Here is a 16,138-nt window from a genome sequence, read left to right on the forward strand (position 1 = left end):
CGGTCGAGCCGCGGGTCGGGCGCAAGGCCGAGCGTCGCGGCGCGCAGGGCGGCGGTGGCGGTCTCGGGATCGGCGGGCAGGTCGCGGGCTGCGATGGGCGCGCCTACCGTCACGCGATAGGGCATCTGCCCCTTGTTCAGCGTCTCGTGGAACAGCGTGATGTCGCGCAGCGTCGGGTGCAGCAGGTCGAAGGCGTAGAACAGCGCCGAGTTCCGCGCATCGAGATGCACCGGGATCACCGGCAGGTCGAACTTGCGCGCGATGCTGGCCGCGGACGGCATCCAGGGCCGCTCGTGCAGGGTCAGCCCGCGGCGCTTGGCGAGCCGGCCCGAGGGGAAGATCACGCCCAGCCGCCCCTCTTCAAGTGCGGCGCGGGTATAGGTCATGGTCTCGCGCGCCTTGGCGTGGCTGCGTTTCTCGGGCCGCCATTCGACCGGGGCGATGACGGTGTCGAGCTGTGGCAGGACGCGCAGGATGTCGGCATTGGCGTAGAAGAACGCGTCCGAGCGCCGCGCGGCGAGAATGCGGGTCAACACCAGCCCGTCGGCGATGCCGGTGGGGTGATTGGCCACGATCAGCGCGGGGCCGTGGGCGGGGATATGTTCCAGCCCGGTGACGGCGATGTCGCGGGTGATGATCCGGGCGGCGCGCTCGAGGATCTCGGGGCCGGGGCGCTCGGACAGGCTTTCGGCCAGCGCGAGGGTGCGGCGATAGCCCAGCAGGCGGTGGAGGAGCGGTCGCGCCAGCCGCCCGGCCATGTGGTCGCGGGCGATCCAGGGCGCGCGCTCGGCGAGAAGCGGGTCGATGCGGGAGGCCATGTCCATGCCCGCGGTCTCGCAGTCGTTGGTAACGGTCGCGTGACGCATGGGATGGATGTAGGCATGGCTGTGGCCCGATGCTAGGGTCGGGTCCGATGAGCGAGGCGGTGATGACAGGAGCAGGGCCTGCGGCGGCAGGCGTGGCGCGGGGGCGCATCGTGGCGCTGGACCTGGCGCGCGCGGGCGCGCTGGTGGCGATGGCGGTGTTTCACTTCGTCTTCGACCTCGAGATGTTCGGCCTCGTGGCGCAGGGCACCACGATGCTGCCGGGTTGGCGCTGGCTGGCCTTTCTGACGGCCGGGTCGTTCCTGTTCCTTGTCGGGGTTGGGCTGTGGCTGGGCCATGGCCGCGGCATCCGCTGGCGCGGCTACTGGCGCCGGCTGGGGAGGGTCGCGGCGGCCGCGCTGGTGATCACGGCGGCGACATGGGTGGTGTTTCCCGGCGCTTTCGTCTTTTTCGGCATCCTGCATTCCATCGCGGTGGCAAGCCTGTTGGGGCTGGCGTTCCTGCGGCTGCCGGTGGTCGTGCTGGTGGTCTTGGGCGCCGTGGTGATCTGGCTGCCGCAGGCGGCGCGGTTCGAGGTGTTCGACGCGCCGTGGCTGTGGTGGACGGGGTTGCAGGCGGTCGGCGTGCGCTCGGTCGATTTCGTGCCGGTCTTCCCGTGGTTCGGGCCGGTGCTGTTCGGGATCGCCGCGGCGAAGGCGATGGAGCGCGCGGGGCTTTGGGCGCGGCTGGCGGCGTGGGAGGCGGGGCCGGTGGCGCGCGCCCTGGCCGTGCCGGGGCGGCACAGCCTGTTGGTCTATCTCGTGCATCAGCCGGTGCTGATTTCGCTGGTGTGGCTGGCGACGTTTCTTTGACCGTTACAGGTCTAGGCTCAGCTGCGCATCGGGTTTGCGCGGCTTGCGCGCGCGGTCGTTGACGAAATGGCGGCCCGCGCCGCCGTCCTTGCGGCTGGCGTGTTTGGTGACGATGCGCTCGGCCTCGGCCCGGAAGGCATCGCCGCGGCGGACGGCCCAGACGCGGTCGCGGGCGGCGCGGGCGGCCTCGGCCACGTCGATGACGGGGGCGGGATAGGCGCGGCCGAGGAGCTTGCCCGCGCCGTCCCATGTCCAGGGCGTTTGCAGGCAAGCGTCGGGCACCTCGCGCAGCTCGGGGCACCACGCCCGCGTGAAGGCGCCGGTGGGGTCCTGGTCATGGCCCTGTTTCACCGGGTTGTAGATGCGGATGGTGTTCATGCCCGTCGTGCCCGATTGCATCTGCATCTGCGGCCAGTGGATGCCCGGCTCGTAATCGGTGAACATCCGCGCCAGATGCGGGCCGGTGGCGCGCCAGTCGAGCCAGAGGTGGTAGGAGGCGACCGCCACCAGCATCGCGCGCATGCGGAAGTTGAGCCAGCCGGTGTGGATCAGGGAGCGCATGCAGGCATCGACGAAGGGAAGGCCGGTTTCGCCCTTTTCCCACGCCATGCGGCGGGCGGTGTCGTCGCTGCGCAACCCCTCGTAGGCGGAGTGCAGGCAGCGGTGCTCGAGCGTCGGTTCGTCCTCGAGCTTCTGCATGAAATGGTCGCGCCAGGCGAGGCGGGCCTCGAAACTGGTCATGGACCCGGACCAGCCGTCGCGGGTGCCGCGCGCCTGCTGTTTGCGGGCCTTGGCCGCCTGCGCCGCCTCGCGCGGGGAGAGCGTGCCCCATGCGAGGTGCGGCGAGAGGCGGGAGCAGGCGGTGGCCCCCTCCAGCGGCGAGGACATGGCGCTGCGGTAGCTTTGGCCGCGGGTGTCGATGAAGGAGGCCAGCGTCGCCTCGGCCTCGGCCCGCCCGCCGCGCTGGCGGCCGGGGCAGGGGTCGAAGGGCAGGCCAAGGGTGCGCGCCTCGGGGATCGGGCCGGGGTCGAGGGGGAAGCCCTGCAGCGCCGTGGGCGTTTCGGCTGCGTCGGCGCGGATCGCGCGTTCGCGCCGGGCGGCCCAGCCGTCGCGGCCCTTGAGGCGGCGCACGACGCCCGGTTGCGGCAGTTCGGTCCATGTGATGCCGTTCGCCCGCGCCCAAGCGCCGATGGCGCGGTCGCGGGCGTAGCTCCAGCCGTTGCCGGTTTCCTCGAGGCTGAGAACCTCGCGGATGCCGGTGGCGGCGCAGAGATCGGCCAGCACGTCGCGCGCGGGGCCGGTCCGAACGATCAGCGGCGCGCCGATGCGGGCCAGATCCTCGCGCAGCGTGGCAAGGCTTTCGGCCACGAAACGCCATTGCCGGGCCGAGGCGTCGGGCTGGGCCCAGCCCTCGGGCTCGGCGATGAAGAGCGGCAGCACGCGGCCCCCGCGCGCGGCCGCGAGGGCCAGCACGGGGTTGTCCTGCAGGCGCAGGTCACGCTTGAACCAAACGAGAACATCCGAGCTCATGCGCGGGCAGATAGCAGGCGGCGCGCGCCTGTCAAAGGGGGTTTCGCGTCAGTTCCCTTCGACGCGCGGCAGGGCCGAGGGCGACGGGTCGCCGGCAACGCCGATCTGGTAGCCGATGAAGCCCGCAAGGGCGATGAGGGCAAGCGCGATGAGGGCGCGCAGGACGACGAGAACCGGCTTGTGCCGGCGTTCCTCGGTTTCGACATTGGTGCTTGGGGCGGACATGGTGTTCCTCCTTCGGGCGTTGCTGTCGATGCCACGGGCCTTGGGTGGCCGGTGGTGCGAGGGGCGCGACCTATGGCCCTTTGCGGGGGCTTCAAGGCTTGACTCACGGGGTCGTGAAGACGGTCAGGGGCGGCGGAGCGGCAGGGGGCCGTGGTCCTGCGCGCTGTTCTCGGCCTCGATCCGGGCGTAGAAATCGACAAGGCGCTTGCCGCGCTCGGGGCGGAACGGCTCGCCCTCGGTCATCGCCTCGATCCGGTCGGCGCGGAACATGCGGAAATCCTCGCGCAGCTCGCACCAGGCGATCAGCGTCCAGACCTTGCCCCAGAACAGTTGCCCCAGCGGGCGCACGCAGCGCGCGGAGGGCAGGCCCGCCTCGTCGCGGTAGTCCAGATGCAGGCGCAGCCTGCCGTCGATGGCCGATTGCAGCGCGTCGAGCCGCGCGCGCAGGGGCGCGTCGAAGCCGATGCCGATGGCCGCCAGCGCCACCTCGCGGGCGGGGCCCTGTTCGGCCTCGGGCAGGACGGCGCGGATCTTGACCAGCGCTTCTTCCGCGGCGCGGCCCATCTCGGCCCCGCCGAAAGCCTGCAGCAGGCGCGCGCCCGCGACCAGCGCCGTGACCTCGTCGCGGGTGAACATCAGCGGCGGCAGGTCGAAGCCCGCCGCCATGATGTAGCCCACGCCCGCCTCGCCCTCGATCGGCACGCCAGACCCCTGCAGGTCGGCGATGTCGCGGTAGATCGTGCGGGTGCTGACCTCGAGCCGCTCGGCCAGTGCCTGCGCGGTGACGAGCCGACCGCCGCGCAGGTGCTGCACGATCTGGAAGAGGCGGTCGGCCCGGCGCATCAGCCCCCCGCCGCTTGGAAAAGCCCGATGGAATTGCCGTCGGGGTCGGTGATGTAGGCAAACCGGCCGTCCGGGATCTGGATGGGCGGTGAGAGGACGGTGCCGCCCGCGGGGGCGACACGGGCGATGGCGTCTTCCAGCGCATCCGCGATGGCGAGGTGGACGGTGGGGCCCACGCCGCCCGGCGCGGGCTTGCCGGGGTAAAGGTGAACGCCGCCGCCCGACATCGGCGGGTCGGTGACGAAGACGGCGGTGTCGTTCGGCCCCATGCTCTGCCGCTCGAGGCGGCAGCCGGTGACGGTTTCGTAAAAGGCGGTCCCGGCGTCGAGGTCGGTGACGGGGATTTCCGTCCAGGCGACGGGAAGGGCGGGGGTGAAGGTCATGTCGGGATGCTCCGGTTGATGTGACTGACCCTGTTGTCATGACATACCCCTGCTGACAGCCTTCTGTCAGGAGGGTTTCGAGCCGGGTGGATTCGGGCGGTCCGCTTGCGGCCATCCCGGCTGCGGCCTAGCTTGTCCCCTGTCCGTTCCCCGAGAGGTCCCGATGAAAGACGCAGCCCCCCAGCCCATCCACCTCGCCGATTACCGCCCGCCCTCGTATCTCGTGGAGGAGGTTCGGCTGACCTTTCGGCTGCAGCCCAAGGGCACCCGCGTCCTGTCGCGGGTCCGCTTCCGCGCCAACCCCGAGGGGCTGGAGGATGGCAACCTGCATCTCGACGGCGAGGGGGTTCGGCTGATCTCCTGCTCCATCGACGGGGAGCCGCTGACCGCGTTCGACTACCTGCTGACCGCCGAGGGGCTGACCGTGCCCGCGGCGCGGCTGCCCGAGGGGGCCTTCACATGGGAGGCGGAGGTCGAGATCGACCCCGAGGAAAACACCGCGCTGGAGGGGCTTTACACCTCGAACGGAATGTTCTGCACCCAATGCGAGGCCGAGGGGTTCCGCAAGATCACCTTCTACCCCGACCGTCCCGACGTGATGGCGCCCTTCACCGTGCGGATCGAGAGCGATCTGCCCGTGCTTCTGTCGAACGGCAACCCGGTGGCCTCGGGCGAGGGCTGGGCCGAGTGGCATGACCCGTGGCCGAAGCCCTCCTATCTTTTCGCGCTGGTCGCCGGTGAGCTGGTGGCGTATTCCGACCGCTTCACGACCATGTCGGGGCGCGAGGTGGCGCTGAACATCTGGGTGCGGCCGGGTGACGAGGGGAAATGCGCCTACGCGATGGATGCGCTGAAACGCTCGATGCGCTGGGACGAAGAGGTGTACGGCCGCGAATACGATCTGGACGTGTTCAACATCGTGGCCGTCGATGATTTCAACATGGGCGCGATGGAGAACAAGGGGTTGAACATCTTCAACTCCAAGTTCGTGCTGGCCACGCCCGAGACCGCGACCGACCGGGATTACGATTTCATCGAAGGCATCGTCGCGCATGAATATTTCCACAACTGGACCGGCAACCGCATCACCTGCCGCGACTGGTTCCAGCTGTGCCTGAAGGAGGGGCTGACCGTCTTCCGCGACCAGCAGTTCAGCGCCGACATGCGCTCAGCGCCGGTGAAGCGGATCGAGGAGGTGCTGCAGCTGCGCGCGCGCCAGTTCCGCGAGGATGCGGGGCCGCTCGCGCATAACGTGCGGCCCGACAGCTATGTCGAGATCAACAATTTCTACACCGCGACCGTCTACGAGAAGGGCGCCGAGGTGATCGGGATGCTGCACCGGCTTGTGGGCGCGGACGGCTACCGGGCGGCGCTGGACGCCTATTTCAGCCGCCATGACGGGCAGGCCTGCACGATCGAGGATTGGCTGGCGGTGTTCGAGGATGTGACGGGCCGCGACCTGTCGCAGTTCAAGCGCTGGTACACGCAGGCGGGCACGCCGCGGGTGAGTGCGCGCTGGGCGCGGACGGGCGGCACTCTGAAGATGACGCTGGCCCAGGAGCTGCCCGCCACCCCCGGCCAGCCGCTCAAGGAACCCGCGGTGATCCCGGTGGCGCTGGGGCTGCTTGCGCCCGACGGGACCGAGCTGTTGCCGGAGACGCTGGTGGTGCTCGACGGGCGGGAGGCGGAGCTGGAGTTCGACATCGCGGGGATGGCGGAGCGGGCCGGTGTCGCCATGCCCGAGCGCGTGATCCCGTCGCTTCTGCGCGGGTTTTCCGCGCCGGTGATCCTCGATGCGCCGCTCAGCCGCGCGGACCGGCTGGTGCTGCTGGCCCATGACCCCGACCCGTTCAACCGCTGGGAGGCGGGCCGCAGCCTGATGCGCGAGACGCTTCTGGCGATGCTGACCGACGGGGCCGCGCCCGATGCGGCGCTGTTCGAGGCCTTGGCGACGCTGCTGACAACCGACACGCTCGACCCGGCCTATCGCGCGCTGGCGTTGGCGCTGCCCTCCGAGGACGACATCGCGCAGGCGGCCCATGACGCGGGCGTGGTGCCGGACCCCACGGCGATCCACGGCGTCCGGCGGGCGCTGCAGACGGCGATGGCCGAGGCGCTGCAGCCTGTGCTCGCGGCGCTGCATGACGCGATGGACCCCGGCCCGGTGTATTCCCCCGACGCCGAACAGGCCGCGAAACGCAGTTTGCGCAACGCGGCGCTGATGCTGCTTGCCCGTGTCGAGGGGCCGGAGCGGGCGCAGGCGCGCTACGACGCGGCCACCAACATGACCGACGAGATGGCGGCCTTCGCCGCGCTGCTGGAGGCGGGCGACACGCAGGTCGCCGCGCGCTTCCACGACCGCTGGAAGGGCGACCGGCTGGTGATGGACAAGTGGTTCATGGTGCAGATTGCCCATGCCGAGCCCGAACAGGCGGTCGCGGTGGCCCAGCGGCTGACAGACCATCCGCTGTTCGACTGGAAGAACCCCAACCGCTTCCGTTCGGTCATCGGCGGGCTGACCGCCGGAAACCCGGCGGGGTTCCACGACCCCACGGGGGCGGGCTACCGCTTCCTTGCCGATTGGCTGCTCAAGGTGGACGCCAAGAACCCGCAGACGGCGGCGCGGATGTCGACGGCCTATGAGACCTGGCGGCGCTATGACGCCGACCGGCAACAGCTGATCGCGGGGGAGTTGGACCGGATCGCCGCGGCCGAGGGTCTGAGCCGCGACCTGGGCGAGATGGTGAGCCGCATCCGCGGCAGTTGAGCGCGCTCTGGCCGGGGCGGGGCCGCGCGCTAGCTGCCCCCCTCATGGCCAAGATGCAAAAGAAACGCGACCTGCCGCAAAAGACCTGCGTGACCTGCGGGCGGCCCTTTACGTGGCGCAAGAAGTGGGAAAAGGTGTGGGACGAGGTCAGGTATTGTTCCCGCAAGTGCCGCGACACGCGGTCCTTGGGCGGGCAGGTTGGGGCGCAGGATGGGGCGGGGACCGCGCGGCGTCGCGGTTGACCGGAAACCGGCTTGCCTCCGAAGGGTTCGGTAACGATTTTGGCACAGGTCGTGCGCTACGCTTATTTTCCCGAACAGTTCGCAGGGCCCTTGCCGGACGATCCGCTGGCCGTGGCGCAGACCGTCGTGCAGATCCCCACGCGGCTGTCGCAGCATGCGCGGCCGGTGCCCATGCAGATCGACGAGGGCAGGCTGGCCGCGCCGCTGCAGATTGCCGGGCGGGCGTTCGATGCGGGGGTGCGGGTGCAGCCGCTCTGGACGCTGGCGGATGTGCGGCGCGGTCTGCGGCTGACGGCCTACCGGCTCGAGGCGGAGATGCGGGAGGACGAAAGCGTCCGGGATGCCCCGCTGACGGTCATCACCTCGATGTTGCCGCTCAAGCAGGGGCAGGGGCTGGACCTGTCGCTTGAGCTGCCCAAGGGCGGCGAGGCCATCCTGCGCGCGGGCGCGCTTGCGGGGGGCACGCGCATCCTGACCGAGCGGGGCAAGCGCCCCATCGAGGATATCGCGCCCGGCGAGCGGGTCTGGACCGAAGCCGGGCAGTTCCGGCCCGTGCTGTGGCACGGGGTTCAAAGCCTGCCGGCCCGTGGGCTGGCCGCGCCGCTGCGCCTGCCGCGTGACCTGCTGGGGCTGACCGAGGATATCCTGGTGCCCGCCACGCAATACCTGCGCATCGAGAAGGCCGGGGCGGAGGCGCTTGTGCCCGCGTCGGTGTTCGAGCGGACGGGGCGGGCGGGGCGCGAGTTCGGCGGGGCGGTCAGCTGGCACCAGCTGCTGTTGCCGGAACATGCGCTGATCCATGCCGCGGGGATGGCGGTGGCGAGCCTTCATGCGCCCGACCTGTCGGGGGAACGGCCGGAGGGTTGGCCCGAGGCGGATGTCACCCATGACGCGCCCGTCTTGCCCCGCCTGACCGAGGATGCGGCGCTGGACTGGATCGGCTGAGGCGGGCTCGGTCGCGCGGGAGCGGGGCCTTGGCATCGCGTCCGGCGCTGCGCGCCGGTCTTTCAAACCTGCCTGTTCGGGGGCCGAGACTCCGGCCTTGAGCTCCGGCCTTGAGCTCCGGCCTTGCGGGTTGCGCGCGCGGCTTTCACCTCGGCTTGTTGCCTATCGGAAACTTTTTTCGTAATCCGCGCCCCGGGTGGTATGCGGCGGCATACGCAATGCAACGGCAAGCGAGGAAAACACCATGACAGGCTATGTGAAACGCGCGTCCCTCGAGGTGGCCGAGGGGCTGGCGGCCTTCATCGAGGAACAGGCCCTGCCCGGCACGGGCGTGGAGCCCGCGCGGTTCTGGGACGGGATGTCGGAGATCCTGAACGGGCTGGCCGCGAAGAATCGGGCGCTTCTGGACAAGCGGCAGGCGCTGCAGGAAAAGATCGACCAATGGCACATCGCGCGCCGGGGGCAGCCCTTTGACGGCGACGCCTACCAGGAGTTCCTGCGCGAGATCGGCTACCTTCTCCCCGAGGGGGAGGCGTTTTCCATCGACACCTCCAAGATCGACCCCGAGATCGCCACGGTCGCGGGCCCGCAGCTTGTGGTGCCGATCACCAATGCGCGTTTCGCGCTGAACGCGGCCAATGCGCGGTGGGGCAGCCTCTATGACGCGTTCTACGGCACGGACGCCATGGGCAGCCTGCCGAAGCCCGGTGGCTATGACCGCGGGCGCGGCGCGCGGGTGGTGGCGCGGGCGCGGGTCTTTCTCGACAGCGCCTTTGCGATCGAGGGGCATTCCCACGCCGATGCGCGGCGCTACCACGTCGACCGCGGCCAGTTGCTGATCGACGACAAGCCGCTGGAAGATCCGGCGAAATTCGCGGGCTACCGCGGCCATCCCAAGGCGCCCGAGCGGGTTCTGCTGGTCAACAACGGGCTGCACGTCGAGCTGGTCTTCGACCGCACCCATCCCATCGGCTCGCGCGACCAGGCGGGGCTGGCGGATGTGCGGATGGAAGCCGCCGTCTCGGCGATCATGGATTGCGAGGATTCGGTCGCCTGCGTCGATGCCGAGGACAAGGTGCTGGCCTATGGCAACTGGCTGGGGCTGATGCGGGGCGACCTGACCGAGACCTTCGAGAAGGGCGGGGCGCAGATGACCCGCGCGCTGTCGCCGGACCTCGATTACGTCGCGCCCGACGGCTCGGCGATGACGGTGAAGGGCCGCGCGCTGATGCTGGTGCGCAACGTGGGGCATTTGATGACCAATCCGGCGATCCGGCTGGAGGACGGCTCGGAGGCCTTCGAGGGGCTGATGGACGCGGTCATCACCACGCTGATCGCGCTGCATGACCTGAAGAAGGACGAGGGCGCACGGAACTCGGTCGCAGGGTCGGTCTATGTGGTGAAGCCCAAGATGCACGGGCCGGAAGAGGTGGCTTTCGCCGACGAGACCTTCGGCATGGTCGAGGCGATGCTGGGGCTGGAGCGCTACACCGTGAAGCTCGGCATCATGGACGAGGAGCGGCGCACGAGCGTCAACCTCAAGGAATGCATCCGGGCGGCGAAGCAACGGGTGGCCTTCATCAACACCGGGTTCCTCGACCGGACCGGCGACGAGATCCACACCTCGATGGAGGCGGGACCGTTCTCGCGCAAGGATTTCATCAAGCGCAAGTCCTGGATCACCGCCTACGAGAACCAGAACGTCGATATCGGGCTGGAGTGCGGGCTGCGGGGGCGGGCGCAGATCGGCAAGGGCATGTGGGCCATGCCCGACGCCATGGCCGCGATGCTGGAGGCCAAGATCGAGCATCCGCGCGCGGGTGCGAATTGCGCCTGGGTGCCCTCGCCGACGGCGGCGACGCTGCACGCCTTGCATTACCACCAGGTGAACGTGGCCGCGGTGCAGGAGAAGCTCGAGGCGGGCGGAAGGCGCGCCTATGTCACTGCGCTGCTGGATATTCCGCTGGCGAGCTACCGGCGCTGGTCCGAGGCGCAGATCACGCGCGAGGTCGAGAACAACGCCCAAGGCATCCTGGGATACGTGGTGCGCTGGATCGACGCCGGTGTGGGCTGCTCCAAGGTGCCCGACATCAACGATGTGGCGCTGATGGAGGATCGCGCGACCTGCCGCATCTCGGCGCAGCATATCGCCAACTGGATGCATCATGGCGTCGTGTCCGAGACGCAGGTGATGGAGATCCTGCGCCGCATGGCCGCGGTGGTGGACCGCCAGAACGCGGGCGATGCGGGCTATGTGCCGATGGCGCCGGGCTTCAACGGGATCGCCTTTGCCGCGGCCTGTGACCTGGTGTTCAAGGGGCGCGAGCAGCCTTCGGGCTACACCGAGCCGGTGCTGCATGCCCGTCGGCTGGAGCTGAAATCGGCGTGAACCACGGACGTTGCGCGCGCTGGCCCCGTTGCTCCCGAAGTCCGTATTTGGGGGAAGATGAAGGGGCGGGCGCGCGCGTTAACCTTAATGGAGGGTTGAGATGATTTCACTGGATCAGGCGCGGGCGATGGTGTCGGTCGCGCGGGACAAGGGACGCGAGATGGGGCTGAAGCCGCTGTCGGTCTGCGTGCTGGACGCGGGCGGGCATCTGCTGGCCTTCGAGCGCGAGGATGGCGCGAGCCCGGGGCGGTTCGAGATCGCCCGCGGCAAGGCCTATGGCGCGGTGATGCTGGGGATGCCCGGCTCGGCGCAGATGGCCCGCGCCGAGGGGCAGGCCTATTTCATGGCGGCCGTGAACGGCGCCTTCGGCGGCAAGGTCGTGCCGGTGCCGGGCGGCGTGCTGGTGATGAAGGACGGCGCAGTCGCGGGGGCCGTGGGCGTGACCGGCGACACCTCGGACAATGACGCGGCCGCGGCGGTCGCGGGCATCGAGGCGGCGGGGTTCGAGGCGCTGGCCTGAGCCGTCGGGGGCTGCGCGCTTCGGGCGCGGCCTGCCTTTTTCCTGTGCATCTGCACCTGTGCAGGGCGGCTCTGCGCGCCCTGCGGCTTTCCGTCCGTGCTGAACGGCGCTACATCTGGACACGAGACAGAGAGGAGCGCGCATGGCACGGCCCGTGATCGGCATCATCGGCAATCATCACCTGATCAACGATCAGTATTCCACCCATGCGGGCGGCACGATGAACTCGGAGGCCGTGGCCGAGGTGGCGGGCGGGTTGCCGCTGGTGATCCCCGCCGATCCGCGCTTTGTCTGCGTGGCCGAGTTGATGGAGGTCTGCGACGGCTTCCTTTTCACCGGCGGGCGGCCCAACGTCCACCCCGAGGAATACGGCGAGGCCGCGACCGAGGCGCATGGCGCCTTTGACCGGGCGCGCGACGCGGTGGCCTTGCCGCTGATCCGGGCCTGCGTGGAGCGGGGGCAGCCCATCCTCGGCGTCTGCCGCGGCTTCCAGGAGGTGAACGTGGCGATGGGCGGCACGCTTTACCCGGAAATCCGCGACCTGCCTGGGCGGATGAACCACCGGATGCCGCCCGATGGCACGATCGAGGAGAAATTCGCGCTGCGCCACGTGGTGAGCTTCACCGAGGGCGGGCCGTTTCACCGGCTGATGGGCGCGGCCCAAGTGATGACCAACACGCTGCACGGGCAGGGCATCAAGACCCCCGGTTGCCGGATCGTGATCGACGGCCATGCGCCCGACGGCACGCCCGAGGCGATCTACGTGAAGGGCGCGCCGGGCTTCACGCTGTCGGTGCAGTGGCACCCCGAGTATCGCGCGGCGCAGGACCCCGTGTCGCGGCCGCTCTTCGAGGCTTTCGGCGCCGCCGCGCGGGCCTGGGCCGAGGGCAAGCGCCCGATGCCGGTGGCCGAGGTCGCCTGAGACGCGCGGGGCGCGCAGGCGGTCAGGCGGTCAGGCGAGCAGGGCCACGGCCCAGCCCGCAAACCCGATCTGGACCAGCTGGATCACCACCGACAGCCCGTGCAGCAGCCCGAAGGCGCGGCGGTCGCCGCGATCCGTGGCGGCGTTGATGCGCCCCATCAGGTCCTGGCGCGCGTAGAGCGTGCTGGCGGCAATCCCGGCCAGAAGCGCCGCGGCCGGTGGCGAGACGGGCAGGGCGGCCAGCGCGGCAAGACCGGCCAGCGCGATCACGGCAAGGTAGTAGAACGGAAAGGTGCCGCGCAGGATCGGGCGCACCCGGTCGGGCGGCAGCTGCGCGAAGAGCACCGGCGCGAAGCCGAAGCTGAAGAAGATCATGCCGCCGAAAAGACCGGCGGTGGCAAGCAGGGCGATCAGGGTCATGACCTGCCAGTTAGGCGGCGCGCCCGGCCGGTCCAGTCCCGCGGGGGCGATCGGATGCCGCAGGTGATGCGCCGGCTTGGGGCCAGTTCGGTGCCGGTGCCGGATCAGGTCGCGCGGGGGCCGCGCAACTCCTTGATATGGAACCTGATCTTGTCCCATTTCGCGGCATCGTCGGATTTGCCGTCATGGCGCGCGGCGGCGGCCTTTTGCGCGGCCTCGGCCTCGGCCCTGTCGCCATGGGCGTCGTAGAGGCTGCGGGCGTATTGCACGAGATCGGCGTGATGCATGGCTGTCTCCTCCGGGTCTCGGGTGCCGGGAGGGGCAAGGCCTGTCGGCCCGGCCCGGTGGCACCGGGATGATGATCATAGCACATCGTCGGGGGATTCGCGGCCCCTTGGCGCGTGACCGGCGGCGGTCAGCCGTAGTGCGCCAGCATCGCCTTCAGGTCGTCGAGCGTGTTGGCCTCGGACACCGGCTTGTCGCGCCGCCAGCGGGCCATGCGCGGAAAGCGCAGCGCCACGCCGGACTTGTGGCGGGGGCTGGCCTGAATGCCTTCGAAGGCGATCTCGAAGACATGATGCGGCTTGACCGCGCGCACCGGGCCGAACCGGTCGGTGGTGTTCTTGCGCACCCAGGCGGTGATCTCGCGGAACTCGGCGTCGGTCAGGCCGGAATAGGCCTTGGTGAAGGGCACCAGCGCGTCGCCGTCGCGCACGGCGAAGGTGAAATCGGTGTAGAGCGTCGCGCGCCTGCCCGATCCCGCCTGGGCGTAGATCATCACCGCGTCGATGGTGAGCGGGTCGAGCTTCCATTTCCACCAGCCGCCCTTTTTCCGCCCCGCGACGTAAGCCGCGTCGCGGCGCTTGAGCATCAGCCCCTCGGCCCCCAGCTCGCGCGAGAGGGCGCGCGCGGCGGCCAGCTCCGGCCAATCCCCGGCCGCGACGGGCTGCGACAGGCGGATCGGACAGGCCGGGGGCAGGGGCGCGATATGGCCGGCAAGCCGCGCGCGGCGCTCCGTCAGCGGCAGGGCGCGGATGTCCTGGCCCGCGTCTTCGAGCAGGTCATAGGCCATGACGATCACCGGGGCCTCGGCCAGCAGCTTTTTCGGCACGCTCTTGCGCCCGATGCGCGGTTGCAGCCTGGAAAAGCCCAGCGGAGCCTCGGCGGCGCGGTCCCAGGCAAGGATCTCGCCGTCGATCACGCAGCCGCCGGGCAGGGCATCGACCAGCTGCGCCAGTTCGGGGAAGCGGTCGGTCATCAGCTCTTCGCCACGGGACCACAGGTAACGGTCGCCGCCGCGCAGGATCAGCTGGCCGCGGATGCCGTCCCATTTGCGCTCGGCCAGCCAGTCGGTGACGGGGCCGAGCGTCTCGGGCGCGGTCTCGAGCGGGTGGGCGAGCTGGAACGGGTAGGGGCGCGACAGGTCCGCGCCGGGGTCGGGGGCCTCGATCAGGGCTTGCCAGCTGGTTGTGTCGGGGGACCAGTCGCCCATCAGGCGATGGGCCAGTTCCGGCTCGTCGATGCCGGTGGCCTGCGCGAGGGCGCGGGTCATCAGCTTCTGGCTGACGCCCATGCGCCAACCGCCGGTGATCAGCTTGTTGAAGACGAAACGCTCGGTCGGCGGCAGCCCGTCCCAGGCGGCGAGGATGAAGGCCTTGCGCGCGGCGTCATCGGCCCGGTCGAGCGCGCGCAGCTCGGCGATCCATCGGCTCAGCGGCTTGCGGATCCGCGCGGCGGGGTCCGGTTCGGGCAGCAGGAGGGCGATGGTCTCGGACAGGTCGCCCACCACCGGGTAGCAGGCTTCGAACAGCCAGAGCGGAATGCCCGCGCGCCCGGCGGCCCAGTCGCGCAGCTTCGTGGTGGTGATCGTGCGCCGCGGGCGGCGGCCCGACAGCAGCGCCACGGTCCAGAGCTTGTCCGCATCGGCGGCCGTGCGAAAGAACTCCGCCAGGGCGGCGGTCTTGACGCTGGTCTTCGTGGTCTGGTCGAGCGTGGTGAAGAGGGCTGCGAAATCGTCCATGCCGCAAAGGTAAGGCGGTTTCAGGCCGGAGCGAGCCCGAAACCCCCATCTTGCGCGCGGCATCCGCGGCCCGCGCCATGCCGGGCGTCGGGCCGGGCGCCCTGCCGGTCATCCGGCAAGCGCACCGCCGAAAGACGATGATCCGGGCAGGAGATGCGGACAATTCGACTAAAATTGCCCTTCATCTTCCCCCAAATACGGAAATCCCCCGGCTTGCCCCGCTTACAGGTGCTTGCCCATCTCGACCGCCGTGTCGAGCATGCGGTTCGAGAAGCCCCATTCGTTGTCATACCAGCTGAGGACGCGGCACATGGTGCCGTCCATCACCTTGGTCTGGTCGGTGGCGAAGATCGAGGAATGGGGGTCGTGGTTGAAATCCATCGACACCAGCATGTCGTCGGTCACGCCGAGGATGCCCTTGAGCGGGCCCGCGCCGGCGGCGGCATGGATGGCGGCGTTGATCTCTTCGGCGGTGGTGTCGCGGGCGGCCTCGAATGTCAGGTCGACGACCGAGACATTGGGCGTCGGCACCCGGATCGCCACGCCGTCGAGCTTGCCCGCGAGATCGGGCAGCACGAGGCCCACGGCCTTGGCCGCGCCGGTCGAGGTGGGGATCATCGACATCGCCGCGGCGCGCGCGCGGTAGAGGTCCTTGTGCATCGTGTCGAGCGTCGGCTGGTCGCCGGTGTAGCTGTGGATCGTGGTCATGAAGCCGCGCTTCAGCCCGATGGCGTCATGCAGCACATGGGCGACGGGGGCGAGGCAGTTGGTGGTGCAGGACGCGTTCGAGACGATCACGTCATCCGGCCCCAGCGTGCCGTGGTTCACGCCGTAGACGATGGTCTTGTCCGCACCCTTGGAGGGGGCCGAGACCAGCACGCGCGAGGCGCCGTTCTGAAGATGGACCTGCGCCTTGTCCTTGTCGGTGAAGATGCCGGTGCATTCCAGCACGATGTCGACATGGCCCCAGGGCAGCTCGGCGGGGTTGCGGATTGCCGTCACCTCGATCGGGCCGCGGCCCACGTCGATGGTGGTCTCGGTCGTCTTCACCTCGCCGGGGAAGCGGCCGTGGACACTGTCGAAGCGCAGCAGGTGCGCGTTGGTCTCGACCGGGCCGAGGTCGTTGATGGCGACCACCTCGATATCCGTCCGGCCCTGTTCGACCAGCGCGCGCAGCACGTTGCGCCCGATGCGTCCGAACCCGTTGATGGCGACTTTCACGGTCATGTTGCTCTCCCGTCCCTTTGGGGTCGACAT

The 16,138-nt window shown here is 69.9% G+C and carries 16 protein-coding genes; 7 read left to right on the top strand and 9 right to left on the bottom strand.

Annotation, left to right across the window (positions count from 1 at the left end; all coding sequences use genetic code 11):
- Window positions 1-866 (bottom strand): 1-acyl-sn-glycerol-3-phosphate acyltransferase (locus tag QQK83_RS10775; protein ID WP_284264139.1); only part of this gene is annotated, 866 nt, incomplete at its 3' end.
- A gap of 47 nt (window positions 867-913) precedes the next feature.
- Between QQK83_RS10775 and QQK83_RS10780 the strand changes: the two genes are divergently transcribed.
- Entirely contained in the window at window positions 914-1,675 is a 762-nt protein-coding gene (locus QQK83_RS10780; protein WP_284264141.1) for a heparan-alpha-glucosaminide N-acetyltransferase, read from the top strand.
- A gap of 3 nt (window positions 1,676-1,678) precedes the next feature.
- On the opposite strand, the gene QQK83_RS10785 is transcribed toward QQK83_RS10780, so the two are convergent.
- The 4 genes from QQK83_RS10785 to QQK83_RS10800 all read right to left on the bottom strand — a co-directional run bounded on the left by QQK83_RS10785 (window position 1,679) and on the right by QQK83_RS10800 (window position 4,656).
- A complete protein-coding gene (locus QQK83_RS10785) occupies window positions 1,679-3,205 on the bottom strand; it encodes an FAD-binding domain-containing protein (protein WP_284264143.1) in 1,527 nt (508 codons plus the stop codon).
- Window positions 3,206-3,253: 48 nt separating this feature from the next.
- Window positions 3,254-3,430, bottom strand: coding sequence for a hypothetical protein (locus tag QQK83_RS10790; protein WP_284264145.1), 177 nt, complete (start codon window positions 3,428-3,430; stop codon window positions 3,254-3,256).
- Between the two features lie 123 nt (window positions 3,431-3,553).
- Window positions 3,554-4,273: a helix-turn-helix transcriptional regulator gene (locus QQK83_RS10795; RefSeq protein ID WP_284264146.1), complete on the bottom strand. Its 720-nt coding sequence runs from the start codon at window positions 4,271-4,273 to the stop codon at window positions 3,554-3,556.
- Complete coding sequence (locus QQK83_RS10800; RefSeq protein ID WP_284264148.1) at window positions 4,273-4,656, bottom strand: VOC family protein; 384 nt, start codon at window positions 4,654-4,656, stop codon at window positions 4,273-4,275. The genes QQK83_RS10795 and QQK83_RS10800 overlap by 1 nt, the downstream gene beginning before the upstream one ends.
- Before the next feature lie 163 nt (window positions 4,657-4,819).
- Here QQK83_RS10800 and pepN point away from each other — a divergent pair, with 163 nt between their 5' ends.
- The 6 genes from pepN to QQK83_RS10830 all read left to right on the top strand — a co-directional run bounded on the left by pepN (window position 4,820) and on the right by QQK83_RS10830 (window position 12,441).
- On the top strand, window positions 4,820-7,423 hold the full coding sequence (gene pepN, locus QQK83_RS10805) for an aminopeptidase N (RefSeq protein WP_284264150.1): 2,604 nt from the start codon (window positions 4,820-4,822) through the stop codon (window positions 7,421-7,423).
- A 53-nt stretch (window positions 7,424-7,476) separates the two neighbouring features.
- A complete protein-coding gene (locus QQK83_RS10810) occupies window positions 7,477-7,665 on the top strand; it encodes a DUF2256 domain-containing protein (RefSeq protein WP_417750346.1) in 189 nt (62 codons plus the stop codon).
- Window positions 7,666-7,716: 51 nt separating this feature from the next.
- Entirely contained in the window at window positions 7,717-8,610 is an 894-nt protein-coding gene (locus QQK83_RS10815) for a Hint domain-containing protein (protein ID WP_284264154.1), read from the top strand.
- A 244-nt stretch (window positions 8,611-8,854) separates the two neighbouring features.
- A complete protein-coding gene (locus QQK83_RS10820; RefSeq protein WP_284264156.1) occupies window positions 8,855-10,999 on the top strand; it encodes a malate synthase G in 2,145 nt (714 codons plus the stop codon).
- 100 nt (window positions 11,000-11,099) lie between these two features.
- Entirely contained in the window at window positions 11,100-11,519 is a 420-nt protein-coding gene (locus QQK83_RS10825) for a GlcG/HbpS family heme-binding protein (RefSeq protein WP_284264159.1), read from the top strand.
- A gap of 142 nt (window positions 11,520-11,661) precedes the next feature.
- The gene (locus tag QQK83_RS10830) at window positions 11,662-12,441 is read left to right on the top strand and encodes a gamma-glutamyl-gamma-aminobutyrate hydrolase family protein (protein WP_284264162.1); all 780 of its coding nucleotides are present in this window, start codon (window positions 11,662-11,664) and stop codon (window positions 12,439-12,441) included.
- Between the two features lie 30 nt (window positions 12,442-12,471).
- Here the strand turns inward: QQK83_RS10830 and QQK83_RS10835 are convergent, their stop codons facing one another.
- From QQK83_RS10835 to gap, 4 genes are all read right to left on the bottom strand, one after another.
- Window positions 12,472-12,861, bottom strand: coding sequence for a DUF4149 domain-containing protein (locus QQK83_RS10835; RefSeq protein WP_284264164.1), 390 nt, complete (start codon window positions 12,859-12,861; stop codon window positions 12,472-12,474).
- Window positions 12,862-12,965: 104 nt separating this feature from the next.
- Entirely contained in the window at window positions 12,966-13,148 is a 183-nt protein-coding gene (locus QQK83_RS10840; protein ID WP_284264166.1) for a hypothetical protein, read from the bottom strand.
- A gap of 128 nt (window positions 13,149-13,276) precedes the next feature.
- On the bottom strand, window positions 13,277-14,881 hold the full coding sequence (locus tag QQK83_RS10845; protein WP_284264167.1) for an ATP-dependent DNA ligase: 1,605 nt from the start codon (window positions 14,879-14,881) through the stop codon (window positions 13,277-13,279).
- Window positions 14,882-15,103: 222 nt separating this feature from the next.
- Window positions 15,104-16,108, bottom strand: a complete 1,005-nt coding sequence (gap, locus tag QQK83_RS10850; protein WP_284264168.1) for a type I glyceraldehyde-3-phosphate dehydrogenase — start codon at window positions 16,106-16,108, stop codon at window positions 15,104-15,106.
- Window positions 16,109-16,138 lie beyond the last annotated feature (30 nt).

Origin of the sequence: Roseicyclus amphidinii, from assembly GCF_030163755.1 — a bacterium.
Classification (GTDB): domain Bacteria; phylum Pseudomonadota; class Alphaproteobacteria; order Rhodobacterales; family Rhodobacteraceae; genus Roseicyclus; species Roseicyclus amphidinii.

Bases quoted from the DNA above. Each gene is read 5' to 3' on its own strand.
- QQK83_RS10840 (WP_284264166.1), bottom strand. From the start codon at position 13,148: ATGCATCACGCCGATCTCGTGCAATACGCCCGCAGCCTCTACGACGCC.
- gap (WP_284264168.1), bottom strand. From the start codon at position 16,108: ATGACCGTGAAAGTCGCCATCAACGGGTTCGGACGCATCGGGCGCAAC.
- QQK83_RS10790 (WP_284264145.1), bottom strand. From the start codon at position 3,430: ATGTCCGCCCCAAGCACCAATGTCGAAACCGAGGAACGCCGGCACAAG.
- QQK83_RS10830 (WP_284264162.1), top strand. From the start codon at position 11,662: ATGGCACGGCCCGTGATCGGCATCATCGGCAATCATCACCTGATCAAC.
- pepN (WP_284264150.1), top strand. From the start codon at position 4,820: ATGAAAGACGCAGCCCCCCAGCCCATCCACCTCGCCGATTACCGCCCG.
- QQK83_RS10835 (WP_284264164.1), bottom strand. From the start codon at position 12,861: ATGACCCTGATCGCCCTGCTTGCCACCGCCGGTCTTTTCGGCGGCATG.
- QQK83_RS10825 (WP_284264159.1), top strand. From the start codon at position 11,100: ATGATTTCACTGGATCAGGCGCGGGCGATGGTGTCGGTCGCGCGGGAC.
- QQK83_RS10810 (WP_417750346.1), top strand. From the start codon at position 7,477: ATGCAAAAGAAACGCGACCTGCCGCAAAAGACCTGCGTGACCTGCGGG.
- QQK83_RS10845 (WP_284264167.1), bottom strand. From the start codon at position 14,881: ATGGACGATTTCGCAGCCCTCTTCACCACGCTCGACCAGACCACGAAG.
- QQK83_RS10780 (WP_284264141.1), top strand. From the start codon at position 914: ATGAGCGAGGCGGTGATGACAGGAGCAGGGCCTGCGGCGGCAGGCGTG.
- QQK83_RS10820 (WP_284264156.1), top strand. From the start codon at position 8,855: ATGACAGGCTATGTGAAACGCGCGTCCCTCGAGGTGGCCGAGGGGCTG.
- QQK83_RS10785 (WP_284264143.1), bottom strand. From the start codon at position 3,205: ATGAGCTCGGATGTTCTCGTTTGGTTCAAGCGTGACCTGCGCCTGCAG.
- QQK83_RS10800 (WP_284264148.1), bottom strand. From the start codon at position 4,656: ATGACCTTCACCCCCGCCCTTCCCGTCGCCTGGACGGAAATCCCCGTC.
- QQK83_RS10795 (WP_284264146.1), bottom strand. From the start codon at position 4,273: ATGCGCCGGGCCGACCGCCTCTTCCAGATCGTGCAGCACCTGCGCGGC.